This window comes from Serinicoccus hydrothermalis (assembly GCF_001685415.1).
GTDB lineage: Bacteria > Actinomycetota > Actinomycetes > Actinomycetales > Dermatophilaceae > Ornithinicoccus > Ornithinicoccus hydrothermalis.
In genome coordinates this window covers 2,441,957-2,454,723 of record NZ_CP014989.1, presented here as the reverse complement: position 1 = coordinate 2,454,723, position 12,767 = coordinate 2,441,957, and the positions used below count along the sequence as shown (strand labels likewise).

General features: G+C 72.9%; 10 protein-coding genes. 3 read left to right on the top strand and 7 right to left on the bottom strand.

Annotation, left to right across the window (positions count from 1 at the left end; all coding sequences use genetic code 11):
- Positions 1-123: 123 nt before the first annotated feature.
- Complete coding sequence (locus SGUI_RS11420; protein ID WP_066643312.1) at positions 124-813, top strand: response regulator transcription factor; 690 nt, start codon at positions 124-126, stop codon at positions 811-813.
- Here the strand turns inward: SGUI_RS11420 and SGUI_RS11415 are convergent.
- Positions 798-2,537: an alpha-amylase family glycosyl hydrolase gene (locus tag SGUI_RS11415; RefSeq protein ID WP_237141340.1), complete on the bottom strand. Its 1,740-nt coding sequence runs from the start codon at positions 2,535-2,537 to the stop codon at positions 798-800. The two genes, SGUI_RS11420 and SGUI_RS11415, sit on opposite strands and share 16 nt — an antisense overlap.
- 139 nt (positions 2,538-2,676) lie before the next feature.
- Here SGUI_RS11415 and SGUI_RS11410 point away from each other — a divergent pair, with 139 nt between their 5' ends.
- Positions 2,677-3,918 carry a multidrug effflux MFS transporter gene (locus SGUI_RS11410; protein ID WP_066640235.1) on the top strand — a complete coding sequence of 414 codons (1,242 nt, stop codon included), beginning with the start codon at positions 2,677-2,679 and terminating at the stop codon, positions 3,916-3,918.
- Positions 3,919-3,940: 22 nt separating this feature from the next.
- Here the strand turns inward: SGUI_RS11410 and SGUI_RS17135 are convergent, their stop codons facing one another.
- The 6 genes from SGUI_RS17135 to SGUI_RS11380 form a co-directional block, all read right to left on the bottom strand.
- Positions 3,941-4,294, bottom strand: coding sequence for a formate dehydrogenase subunit delta (locus SGUI_RS17135; RefSeq protein ID WP_083190653.1), 354 nt, complete (start codon positions 4,292-4,294; stop codon positions 3,941-3,943).
- Positions 4,291-7,287 (bottom strand): formate dehydrogenase subunit alpha, encoded by a 2,997-nt coding sequence (fdhF, locus tag SGUI_RS11400; RefSeq protein ID WP_157621823.1) that lies wholly within the window; start codon positions 7,285-7,287, stop codon positions 4,291-4,293. The genes SGUI_RS17135 and fdhF overlap by 4 nt, the downstream gene beginning before the upstream one ends.
- Positions 7,284-8,816 carry a formate dehydrogenase beta subunit gene (locus SGUI_RS11395; protein ID WP_083190860.1) on the bottom strand — a complete coding sequence of 511 codons (1,533 nt, stop codon included), beginning with the start codon at positions 8,814-8,816 and terminating at the stop codon, positions 7,284-7,286. The genes fdhF and SGUI_RS11395 overlap by 4 nt, the downstream gene beginning before the upstream one ends.
- Positions 8,813-9,295, bottom strand: a complete 483-nt coding sequence (locus SGUI_RS11390; protein WP_083190652.1) for an NADH-quinone oxidoreductase subunit NuoE family protein — start codon at positions 9,293-9,295, stop codon at positions 8,813-8,815. The genes SGUI_RS11395 and SGUI_RS11390 overlap by 4 nt, the downstream gene beginning before the upstream one ends.
- 100 nt (positions 9,296-9,395) lie before the next feature.
- The gene (locus SGUI_RS11385) at positions 9,396-10,526 is read right to left on the bottom strand and encodes a DUF4303 domain-containing protein (protein WP_066640231.1); all 1,131 of its coding nucleotides are present in this window, start codon (positions 10,524-10,526) and stop codon (positions 9,396-9,398) included.
- 26 nt (positions 10,527-10,552) lie between these two features.
- Positions 10,553-11,497 (bottom strand): LysR family transcriptional regulator, encoded by a 945-nt coding sequence (locus SGUI_RS11380; protein ID WP_066640228.1) that lies wholly within the window; start codon positions 11,495-11,497, stop codon positions 10,553-10,555.
- 94 nt (positions 11,498-11,591) lie between these two features.
- On the opposite strand from SGUI_RS11380, the gene SGUI_RS11375 reads away from it, so the two are divergent.
- Positions 11,592-12,767 (top strand): TDT family transporter, encoded by a 1,176-nt coding sequence (locus SGUI_RS11375; protein WP_083190651.1) that lies wholly within the window; start codon positions 11,592-11,594, stop codon positions 12,765-12,767.

Here is a 12,767-nt window from a genome sequence, read left to right as displayed (position 1 = left end):
GCATAGGCAGCGGCCGGGTCGCGCTGCCACATCCGAAAGGGTGAGAGTCGCGCGACCAACGCGCGAGCAGGTGCGTGACGGCTCGCGCTGCTCCCTGCGGACGGGGAGCGTACAGTGCTGCGCATGGTCGCCGCTTCCCCGTTGCGGGTGGCCCTGATGAACGACTTCGAGGTGGTCGTCCGGGGCCTCCACGCCATGCTGAAACCCTTCGAGGACCGGGTGTCGGTCGTCGAGATCGGGGCCGGGGTGACGGTGGAGCAGTCGGTCGACGTGACGCTCTACGACACCTTCTCCGAGCCCCAGGTCGACGGCGACGACTTCGACGGCGTGCTGGAGAGCCCGGACCCCGGGGCGGTCGTCGTCTACACCTGGCACCTGGACCCCGCCCTCGTCGAGGTCGCCCTCGCCAAGGGCTGCCGTGGCTACATCGGCAAGACCGTCAGCGGTGCCGAGCTGGTCACCGCCCTGGAGCGGGTCGCCTCGGGCGAGGTGGTCGTGGAGCCGGCCACCAGTCGCCAGCCCGCGCCGGAGCCGCACTCGCCCGGTGACTGGCCTGGGCGCGCCGAGGGCCTCTCCGCGCGCGAGGCGGAGATCATCATCCTCATCACGCAGGGCCTGACCAACAACGACATCGCGGTGCGCAGCTACCTGTCCATCAACTCGGTCAAGACCTACATCCGCACGGCCTACCGCAAGATGGGGGTGACCCGCCGCTCGCAGGCGGTGCGCTGGGGCCTGGAGCACGGCCTGACCCCCGACCACCTGCGCCGGGTGGCCGACCCGACGACGGACGAGAGTCAGGCCGGGGCGTAGACCACGACCGAGTAGGGCCCGAGGTCGAGGGTCCCGTGGCCGTCACGGGCGTCGATGTCCGGGGTGGGGTGGTCGCCGAAGAGCTGGCTGTATGCCCGCGCGTCGCTGTTGAAGCGCACCGTCCAGCGCCTGCCCGGCAGGTCCACCGGCCGCTGCACCGCGCTCGCCGAGAGGTTGATCGCCACGAGCGCGTGCTGCCCGTCGCCGGTCGAGCGGACGTAGGCCAGCACGTTGGCGTCCTCGTCGCAGGCGACGACGTTGGTGTGCGGGCCGGAGAGCCCCGCCGTTCCGCCATCCACGTTCAGCCGCATCCGGACGAGGTCGCGGAACATCTGGGTGATGTCGCGGAAGGCCCAGGCGCGCTCCCAGTCCAGCGGGACGTCGTCGCGGAACCACTCGTCCTCGAGGAACTCCTGGCCCTGGAAGAGCATCGGCACGCCCGGCGCGGTGAGCACGAGCGCGGCCCCGAGGGTGGCGCGCTTCTGCGCGTTCCAGCCGCTCGGGTTGTCGCCCTGGACCTCCGAGGTGATCCGCGCCTTGCCGTTGGAGACCTCGTCGTGGGACTCGGTGTAGATCACCCGGTCGAAGGGGTGCTGATAGGTATGCGTCACCGCGTCCGAGACGGCGGCGATCGACCGGTGCGCGTCGTCCTGGGCGATGAGCGCCTCGCGCACCGGGTGCACGAACTTGCTGTCCCACTGGGCGTGCATGGCGGCACCACCTGGCTCGGTCGAGGTGACGGCCGCGACCCCGTGCAGGTCCTCGGCGATGACGAGGTGGCGCGGGAACTCGGTGCGGACCATCTCCCCGATCCGCCGCATCATCTCCCAGCCCTCAGGGATCTCGTCGCCGTGGGTGCCGTCCACGCGCCGCATGTAGGGCGTCATGTCGAGGCGGAGCCCGTCGGCGTGGTACTCCCGCAGCCACATCCGGGCGTTGTCGAGGATGAAGTCGCGGACCTCCTGCCGCCCGTAGTCGGGGCGGGTGTCGCCCCACGGCGTGGCCGAGCGGTGGTCGTTGTAGAAGTAGATGCCGCCCTTGCCGTTCTCGGACCAGCCGTCGAACTGCCACGTCGGCAGGTCCGAGGGGCCGAAGTGGTTGTAGACCACGTCGACGTAGACCGCGAGGCCGCGCTTGTGCGCCTCCCGGACGAAGGTCTTGAGCGCGTCCGGGCCGCCGTAGCTGGACTCGACGGCGAAGACGTGGGCCGGGTTGTAGCCCCAGGAGTAGTCGCCGGCGAACTCCATGAGCGGCATGAGCTCGATGGCGTTGACGCCGAGCCCGACGAGGTAGTCCAGCTTGCCCATGAGGTCGCCGAGGTTCGCGGGGCGGCCGTCCTCGGTGGCGACGAAGGAGCCGATGTGGGTCTCGTAGATCACGGTCTCGTGCTGCCGCGGCGGGGTGAAGTCGTCGCCCTCCCAGTCGAAGGCCCCGTGGTCGTAGAGCAGGCCGTTGCCGACCGAGTTGGTCACCGCGAGCGCGCGGGGGTCGATGCGGTGGAAGCTCTGCCCGTCGTGGGTCAGCAGGTACTGGTACTGCTGCCACATCTGCGCGCCCGACACCTCGGCATACCAGTGCCCGTTGCCCTCGGACTCCATGCCGTGGGCCTGCGCGTCCCACCCGTTGAAGTCGCCGACGACGCTCACCGCGGACGCGTTCGGCGCCCACACGCGGAAGGCGTAGCCGCCCTCCATCGGGATGGCTCCCATACCGGCGACGCTCACGGGCTCTCCTTGCTGCTGGGGTCATGAGGAGAGGGCGCCGGAGCCGTCCGCGGCCGCGCCCTCGCGGACCGATGCTAGCCGCCGGACCCCCGGCCCGCCCGCTGATGCCGCCTCCCGCCCGCGCGGCTACCGTGATGAGGTGACCGCCAGCCCGCCGCAGCCGCAGACCGGCGCACCGGCATACCCGAAGCGGGCGACGCTGCTGGTCACCACGACCCTCGCCGCGCTGGCGATGATCGGCCCGTTCACCATCGACACGGTCTTCCCGGGCTTCGAGGCGATCGGGCGCGACTACGAGGTCGACGCGACGGCGCTGCAGCAGATCACGAGCATCTACCTGCTCAGCTTCGCCGTCATGAGCGTCTTCCACGGCCCGATCTCGGACGCGCTGGGCCGCAAGCCGGTGATGATCGGCGGGCTCATCGGGTATGCCCTCGCCTCGGTCGTCTGCGCGCTCGCGCCGTCCTTCGGCGTGCTGCTCGCCGCGCGGGTGGTGCAGGGCCTCTTCGCCGGGGCGGCGACGATCGTCAGCCGGGCGGTCATCCGCGACCTCTTCTCCGGCGCCGAGGCGCAGAAGCTCATGGCCCGGGTGATGATGATCTTTGCCATCGCCCCGGCGCTCGCGCCGGTCATCGGCGGGGAGATCCTGCGCCTCGGGCCGTGGCACTGGATCTTCTGGTTCGTCGCGGTCTACGGCGTCGCGGCCGCCGTGCTCACCGCGGTGGTGCTGCCGGAGACGCACCCGCCCGAGGCGCGGACGCCGCTGCGGGTCGGCTCGGTGGTGGGGTCGCTGTGGGGCGTGGCCCGGTCGCGCGCCTTCCAGCGGCTGGCGCTCTCCTCCGCCTTCGTCTTCGCCGCCTACTTCCTGTATGTCGTCGGCGCCCCGATCGTGGTCGTCGACCTCCTGGGCAAGGGTGAGCAGGACTTCTGGATGCTCTTCGTGCCGATGATCGGCGGCATGGTGGCCGGGTCGATGCTCACCAACCGGCTGGCGGGGCGGGTCGACCCCCGGCGGATGGTCGACGGCACGATGGCGGTGCTGCTCGGCGGGGTGCTGGTCAACGTCGTGCTGTGCTGGCTGGCGCCGAGCCTGCCGTGGGCCGTCGTCGGCCCGGGGTTCATGGGGGTGGCGATCGGCGTGGCCTTCCCGCTGCAGCAGCTGGCGATGCTCGACCTCTTCCCGGAGGCGCGGGGCGCGGCGGCCTCGATGGCCTCCTTCGCGACGCTGGTCTTCAACGCCCTGCTCGCCGGCGGCATCGCGCCGTTGGTCACCGGCACCCTGCTGAGCACCGCCGCGACCAGCGCGGGCTTCGCCGTCCTCGGGGCCGGCCTGTGGGCCTGGCACCGGCGCGCCACGGCAGGGGAGGTGCCCGCCGGCTGACGGCCCCCGGTCGCCGCAGGCGTCAGCCGCCGGAGGGCTCGGCCACCTCCTGGCGGTCGATCTCGCCCTGCCGGTAGAGCTCGACGCCGGAGCGCAGCAGCTCGTCCATCGGCTCGCCGCGCTCCATCCGGCCGATGATCGAGGCGCGCATGCGGGGGTTCCAGAACTTGCGGATGTGGGTGGCGATCTCCTCGGCACCGCGCTCCGGCGGGTGGTGGGCCATCGCCCGCGCGATGTCCTCGCCCATCCGGACCTCGGCGGGTAGTCGCTGGCGGGCCTGCGCGTCGACCTCCTCACCGGTGGGCGGCCCCTGGTCGGGGCTCGGGTCGGCGTCGGTGGGGGCGTTGAGGTCCGGCCCGTCGGCGGACCTGCTCATCGCCGTGCACCGACGACGTCGACGGCCGGGTCGACCGGCTCGTGCCCGTCGCTGACCTCGGCCTCCTCCTGCTCCCGCCGGGCGTTGGCGACGCCGACCTGGACGGCGGTCACCTTGTACTCCGGGCAGTTGGTCGCCCAGTCGGAGTTCTCCGTCGTGACGACGTTGGCGCCCGTGACCGGGTGGTGGAAGGTCGTGTAGACCACCCCCGGCTGCATCCGCTCCGAGACCAGCGCGGTGAGGGTCGTGGCGCCGACCCGGCTGGCCAGCTCGACCCGGTCACCGGTCCTGATCCCCCGCATCTCGGCGTCGGCCGGATGCACCTCGAGCACGTCCTCCGGGTGCCAGGAGGAGTTGGCGGTGCGGCGGGTCTGCGCCCCGACGTTGTACTGCGACAGGATTCGCCCGGTCGTGAGGATGAGCGGGAAGCGCCGGTTGGTGGTCTCGGTCGTCGGCACGAAGACCGTGGGGATGAGCTTGCCCTTGCCCCGGACGAAGGCGTCGACGTGCATCGTGGGCGTCCCCTGCGGGGCCTTGTCGTTGACCGGCCACTGCATGGACCCCTCGGCGTCGAGGCGGGCGAAGCTCACCCCGGCGAAGGTGGGCGTCGTCGCCGCGATCTCGTCCATGATCTCGGAGGCGGAGGCATACCCCATCGGGTAGCCCATGGCCGTCGCGATCTCGCACACGACCTTCCACTCGTCCTTGCCGACCCGGCTCGGCATGACCGGACGCACCCGCCCGAGGCGACGCTCGGCGTTGGTGAACGTGCCGTCCTTCTCCAGGAAGCTGGACCCGGGCAGGAAGACGTGGGCGTAGCGCGCGGTCTCGTTGAGGAAGAGGTCCTGGACGACCACCATCTCCATCGAGGTCAGCGCGGCCCGGACGTGCTGCAGGTTAGGGTCGGACTGGGCGATGTCCTCGCCGTGGACGAAGAGCCCCTTGAAGCTGCCGCCGATCGCGGCGTCGAACATGTTGGGGATCCGCAGCCCCGGCTCGGGGTCGAGGGTGACGCCCCACAGGTCCTCGAAGATCGAGCGGACGTCGGGCAGCGAGATGTGGCGGTAGCCGGGCAGCTCGTGCGGGAACGAGCCCATGTCGCAGGAGCCCTGCACGTTGTTCTGGCCGCGCAGCGGGTTGACGCCGACGCCGGGGCGGCCGATGTTGCCGGTGACCATGGCGAGGTTGGCCATGCCCATGACCATCGTCGAGCCCTGGCTGTGCTCGGTGACCCCGAGGCCGTAGTAGATCGAGCCGTTGCGCGCGTCGGCATAGAGCCGGGCGGCGGCGCGGACCTGCTCGGGCTCCAGCCCGGTCGCCTCCGCGGTCGCCTCGGGGGAGTTCTCGGGCAGGCGGATGAAGTCGAGGTATGCCTCCACGTCCTCGCAGCGCTCCTCGAGGAAGCCCTTGTCATGCAGGCCCTCGGTGACGATGGTGTGCGCCATCGCGTTGACGAAGGCCACGTTGGAGCCGGGGCGCAGCGGCAGGTGCGCGGAGGCCTCGACGTGCGGGGTGCGCACGAGGTCGATCTGGCGCGGGTCGGCGACGATGATCTGCGCGCCCTCGCGCAGCCGCTGCTTCATCCGGGAGGCGAAGACGGGGTGCGCGTCGGTGGGGTTGGCCCCGATGAGCAGGACGACGTCGGTGTCCTCCACGGAGGCGAAGTCCTGGGTGCCGGCCGAGGTGCCGAAGGTCTGGTTGAGGCCGTAGCCGGTCGGGCTGTGGCAGACCCGGGCGCAGGTGTCGACGTTGTTGTTGCCGAAGGCGGCGCGCACCATCTTCTGGACGACGTAGACCTCCTCGTTGGTGCAGCGCGAGGAGGAGATGCCACCGATGGAGCCGACGCCGTGCCGGTCCTGGATGGCGCGGAAGCCGTCCGCGACGCGCTGGATCGCCTCCTCCCAGCTCACCACGCGCCACTCGTCCTCGATGGTGTCGCGGACCATCGGCGACATCTGGCGGTCGGCGTGGTCGGTGTAGCCGTAGGCGAAGCGGCCCTTGACGCAGGAGTGGCCCTCGTTGGCCTTGCCCGCCTTGAGCGGCATCATCCGGACGACCTCGGTGCGGGTCTCTCCCGTCTCCTGGTCGCGCGAGTCGGTGACCTCGGCGCGGAAGGAGCAGCCGACCCCGCAGTAGGCGCAGGTCGTCTCGACGACGCGCTTGGGCATACCGAGGGAGATGACCGACTTCTCGGTGAGGGCGTCGGTCGGGCACGCCTGGACGCAGGCGCCGCAGGAGACGCACTCCGAGCCGAAGAAGTCGGTCGGCCCGGGCGCGATCCGCGAGCCCGGGCCGCGGCCCTCGACGGTGAGCGCGAAGGTGCCCTGGATGTCCGAGCACGCGCGGACGCAGCGCGAGCACGCGATGCAGGCGTCCGGCTCGTAGTCGAAGTAGGGGTTGGACGTGTCGCGCTCGCCCCGGTCCAGCGGGTCGGCCAGGCCGTAGCGCACCTCGGCGACGCCGGTCTGGCGCGCCAGAGCCGCGATCTCGCACGAGCCGCGGGCACAGCCGGGGCAGTCGGCGGGGTGGTCGGAGAGGTAGAGCTCCATGACCCCGCGCCGCAGCCTGCGCACCTCGTCGGTGTCGGTGCGGACGACGGCGCCGTCGGCGCAGGGAGTCGTGCAGGACGCGGGCCTGCCCTTGCCGTCCTCGATGTCGACGAGGCACAGGCGGCACGAGCCGAAGGCCTTGAGCGAGTCGGTGGCGCACAGGCTGGGGATCTCGACGCCGGCCTCGCGGGCGGCGCGCATCACCGAGGTGCCCTGGGGCACGGTGACCTCGCGGCCGTCGATGGTCAGGGTGACGGTCTGGTCGGCGCTCACCTCCCTGCTCATGTCCGGGGTGCCGAAGTCCGCCTCGGGCTGGTATGCCGTCCCGCGCGGGTCGGGCGGGTACGGCATACCCTGCCCGTCGCGACTGACAGACCCGAGCCTGCTGGCGACCTGCTCGGGGGTGAGCGCCTCTGGCGCGGACGTCTCGGGGGTGAGCGTCATGATCGACTCCGTTCGAAGTCCTCCGGGAAATGGGTGAGCGCGCTGCGCACCGGCACCGGGGTGAGCCCGCCCATGGCGCAGAGCGAGCCGGTGGTCATCGTCTCGCAGAGGTCGTCCAGCAGCAGCCGGAGCTGGGTGCGCTCCCCCGGGTCGGTGGCGCCGCGCAGCCGGTCGATGGTCTCGACGCCGCGGGTGGACCCGATCCGGCACGGGGTGCACTTGCCGCATGACTCGACCGAGCAGAACTCCATGGCGAAGCGCGCCATCCGCGACATGTCGACGGTGTCGTCGAAGACGACGATGCCGCCGTGGCCGAGCATGCCACCGGCATCCGCGAGCTCCTCGTAGCCCATGGGCACGTCGAGCCGCTCGGCCGGGAGGTAGGCCCCCAGCGGTCCGCCGACCTGCACCGCGCGGACCGGGCGGCCGGTGCGGGTGCCGCCGCCGATGTCCTGGACGAGCTCGCGCAGGGTGATGCCGAGCGGCGCCTCGTAGACGCCGCCGCGGGCGATGTTGCCGGCGAGCTGGAAGATCTGGGTGCCGCGCGAGCGCCCGACGCCGCGGTCGGCATACGCCTGGCCGCCGTCGGCGAGGATCATGGGGATCGCGGCGAAGGAGAGCAGGTTGTTGACGACCGTCGGGCTCCCCCACAGGCCGTGCAGGGCGGGGATCGGCGGCTTGGCCCGCACCTCGCCGCGGCGCCCCTCGAGGGACTCCAGCATGGAGGTCTCCTCGCCGCAGATGTAGGCACCGGCGCCGACGCGCACCTGGAGGCGGAAGGCCCGGCCGCTGCCGGCGACGTCCTCGCCCAGGTAGCCGTGCTCGCCGGCGACGGCGATGGCGTCGCGGAGCCGGGCGATCGCGTCGGGATACTCGCTGCGGCAGTAGACGAAACCCTCGGTCGCGCCGACGGTGACCGCCGCGATGGTCATCCCCTCGACGAGCGTGAAGGGGTCGGCCTCGGCGAGGATCCGGTCGGCGAAGGTGCCGGAGTCACCCTCGTCGAGGTTGCAGGCGACGAACTTCTGGTCGGCCTCTGCCTCGAGGACGGTGCGCCACTTGATGCCCGTGGGGAAGCCGGCGCCTCCACGACCACGCAGCCCGGAGGTGAGGACCTCCTCGACCACGTCGGCCGGGTCGAGCTCCAGGGCGCGGCGCAGCCCGGCCCAGCCGCCCTGGGCCTCGTAGGCGGTGATGTCGGTCGGCTCGGCCAGCCCGATGCGCGCCAGGCTCACCCGGTCCTGCGCGGCGAGCCACCGGTCGTCGTCGACGACCCCGATGCAGGTCTCGTGATCGGCTCCCGTGAGCATCCCCGCCCGGACGAGGTCCGGTATGCCGTCCGCCGTGACCTCGGCGTAGCCCACCCGCCCGCGGTCGGTCTCGACCTCGACGAGCGGCTCGCGCCAGAGCATGCCGCGGGTGCCGTTGCGCCGGACGGTGACCCCCTCGACCTGTGCGAGGGCCGCGGCGACCTCGTCGGCGCCGACGGCGCGGGCCGAGGCGTCCTGGGGCACCCAGACGGTCGTCACGGGGTCCACCCCCTCTCCGCCGCGGCCAGGTCCTCGGCGGTGACCCGGCCACGGAGGCGCCCGTCGACGCTCGCGCTGGGGCCGAGGGCGCAGTTGCCGAAGCAGAAGATCTCCCGCACCTCGACGTCGTGCCGACCGGCGAACCGGTCCTGCGCCGCGGCATACAGCTCGGCGGCGCCGACCGCCTGGCAGGCCTCGGCGCGGCAGACCTCGACGGTGTGCTCGGGAGCCGGCGTGCGCCGGAAGTCGTGGTAGAAGCTGACCGTGCCGTGGACCTCGGCCACCGAGAGGTTGAGCACGTCCGCGACCTCGGCGACGTCCTCGTCGGCGACGTAGCCGTGCTCGCGCTGCACCGCGTGCAGGATCGGCAGGAGCGGGCCGCGCTCCCCCGCGTGCCGACCCGCGATCTCCCGGGTGATCTCCGCCCGCGCGGACCTCGGCGTCAGCTCCTCGGTCTGCTGCCGACCAGCACGTGCCACCTCGCGCCTCCCGTCGTTGGGTGCGCCCTAGCCTACGGCGCGTGGCGCCCGCGCGACAGGGGACGCGCCTCGCCACGGGCCGACGGGTATGCCCGCGCCCTCACCCCTGGCGTTCCGCGAGCCACCCGACGAGGTCGTCGGTGACGAACTCGCCCTGCCCGGCGACGTCCTCGGTCAGCGCGCCGAGGTCCATGCGGTAGACCTCGGCCCCGGCCCGGGCGGTCGCCGGGTCGAAGGTCGGGCCCGGCCGCCGGACGAGGTAGCCCCCGCCGCCGCTGTCGTCGCCGATGAGCACCCAGCCGGGGGCATACCCGGCGACCTCGTAGGTCTCGTTGCGCTCGTCGACCTCCTCCGGGGCGTAGATGGTCGTCCCGTCCGGCAGCGCGATGCCTTCGGGATCGAGCAGGGGCGCCTCCGAGGCCTCCTCGAGCCACTCCCGGAGCAGCGGACCCTCGGGGTTGAGGCGGCGCGCGTGGCCGGCCGCGGCCCCGTCCGGCGGCATCGTCGTGACGAGGAGGAGCATGCGCCGGCGCGCGTCGCCGACGCCGAAGACCCCGTCGATGTCGAGGAGGCGCAGGGCCTCCTCGAGCGTGGCCAGGCGCACGGCGAGCTCGGCCTCGGCCTCCGCGTCGTCGAGGTCGCGGAGGTCGCCGCGCGCGTCCCAGGTATGCCCCACCGCCGCGAGGTGCTCGTCCCCCACGATCGCCTGCTCGCCGTCGGCGAGGTCCCACCGGCCGGGGCCGTGGATCGTGACGCCGAGGTAGGGCCGCAGCGCCTCGCCGGTGGTGACGAGGGCGACCAGGCACAGGTCGCGCGCCACCGCCTCCGGCAGCTCGGCCAGGGCCGCGCGGGTGCCCCGGGCGATGAGTTCCGCGAGGTGGGCATCTGGTCGAGGCGGCAGGGTCGGGCGCTCCGGCGGCTGCGGTCGGAGGGTCCTGCGCAGGGTCTCCGCGTCGACCCGGTTGGCGTCGCCGGGAGGCTCGTCCGGCGGCACGACGTGCAGGTCGTGCGCGCAGGGCGCGATCGTGCGCAGCACCTCCTCGACGAGCCGCTCGAAGGGCACACGGTCGTCGAGCTGCAGGCCGCGGTCGAGCAAGGGCTCACCCGCCCCGGCGCGGCGCACGGCCTCGGACACCCCCAGTCCGAGCAGGCGGTGCAGGGCCATGGCCACCGCCGCCGACGGGCGCTCCCGCAGGACGATCACGACACGCTCGGTCTCCAGCGAGGGCATACCAGCATCCTGGCAGGGGGCGAGCCTCACCGCCGGGGAGCCGTGGCTGCGCGATGCCGCCCCCGGGCGATGGCGATGAGGTCCCGCGCGGGCCCCGCGGGCGGGGTGGGGCTGCCCACCCAGATGGCGCGGAACTCGCGGCCCAGGTCGAGGGTCGTCCCGACGGCGACGAGGCGCCCGGCCTCCAGGTCGCGCTCCACGACCCGCCTGCTGAGGAGGGCGGGCGCCCCTCCCGCCAGCACGGACTCCCTCACCGCGGTCGTCGTGGTCAGCTCGATGACCGACTCGTGCAGCTGCAGGCCCTCCCGGGCGAGTGCCTGCTCGACCACGTCGCGCGTCCCCGAGCCCACCTCGCGGCCGGTCAGCGGGAGCTCGGCGACCTCGGCCGCCTCGAGCGGCCGCCGGCGACGGGCCAGGGGGTCGTCCGGAGCCACGACCAGCAGCAGCTCGTCGTGGGCGACCACGGTGGAGCGGACGTTGCCTGGCGCGCCGACGCCCTCGACGAACCCGAGGTGGGCCGTGCCGTCGCGGACGGCCTCGAGGACCTGGCTGCTGTTGGACGCGGTGAGGCTGACCGCGGTGACCTGCGCCCCTTCATGCTCCTGCCGCCGACGCAGCCGGACGAGCCACCCGGGCATGAGGGCGTCGGCGATCGTCATGCTCGCCCAGACGCTCAGGCCGAGAGAGCGTTCCTCCCGCAGGCCGCGGATGGCGGCCTCAACCTCGTCGGTGAGCTCGATGAGGCGCGCTGCCCACTCGGTGAAGACCACCCCCGACGGCGTGAGGTCCGAGCCCCGCGGGCCACGCTGCACGAGGGTGAGCCCGGTCTGCGCCTCGATGCCGCGCAGCCGCTCCGAGGCCGCCTGCTGGGACACCCCGGTCGCCCGCGAGGCCGCACCGATGCTCCCGGTGCGACCGATCGCGACGACCAGCCGCAGCCCGGCGAGGTCGGGGACGTGAGGGGAGTCCATGCGGTCACCCTACGCCTCACCCACAGGCCAGGCTTGTCCCTGCACAGGACAGAGACGTCTACCGGGCCGCAGCGTCCCGCCGGATGCTGGAGCCATGACCGGATCTGTGGCACTGCACCGTGAGGACCGCTCGATCTCCACCGCCACTGCGCCGTCCGCGCACGGCGGGCGCAGGCGGACGAGCTTCCTCTCGGCGCTCGAGGGGCAGCCGGCGCTCGGCTTCATCGGGCCGAACTGGTTCGCCTCCGTCATGGGCACGGGCATCGTCGCCAACGCCGCGGCCACCCTGCCCGTGACGGTCCCCGGGCTCGGTGCCTTCGCCCGCGCGGTCTGGGTGCTCGACGTCGTGCTGCTGGTCGTCGTGCTGCTCGCCACGGCGATGCACTGGCGGCTGCACCCGCGGACGGCGCGGTCCCACCTCGGGGACCCCGTGATGTCGCACTTCTACGGCGCCCCCGCCATGGCCTTCATGACCGTCGGCGCAGGGGCGATGCTCGTCGGCCAGCCGCTCATCGGCACGACGGCCGCCGTCGCGATGAACGCCACGCTGTGGACCGTCGGCACGGCCCTCGGCCTGTGGACCGCGGTCGCCGTGCCCTACCGGACGTTCATGAGCCACGAGGTCGAGCCCGACTCGGCCTTCGGCGGCTGGCTCATGCCGATCGTCCCCCCGATGGTCAGCGCCGCCACCGGCCCGCTCCTCATCCCCCACCTGCCCGCGGGCCAGTGGCAGCTGACGATGCAGCTGCTGTGCACCGCCATGTTCGGCCTGACGCTGGTCGCCAGCCTCGTCGTCATCACGCTCATCTGGGGACGGCTGGCGCGGCACGGCGCCGGTGCCTCGGCGACGATCCCAACCCTCTGGATCGTGCTCGGCCCCCTGGGTCAGTCCATCACCGCAGGCCACACCCTCGGCGCCACAGCGGCCGACGTGCTGCCCGGCCCCTACGGCAGTGCCTTCGAGGCCGCCGGGCTGATCTACGGCGCGCCCATGTGGGGCTTCGCGATGCTCTGGGCCGTCCTGGCCGTCGCCATCACCGTCCGCACCGTCCGCTCCGGTATGCCCTTCGCTCTGACGTGGTGGTCATTCACCTTCCCCGTCGGCACGGTCGTCACCGGCACCTCCGGCCTCGCGGAGGCGACGGGGGCGCACCTGTTCGCCGGGGCCGCGGTCGTCTTCTACGTCGGCCTGCTGGCGGCCTGGGCCGTCGTGGCCGTGCGCACGGCCCGTGGGGCCTACCGCGGTCAGCTCCTCCAGGCGCCTGCCTGA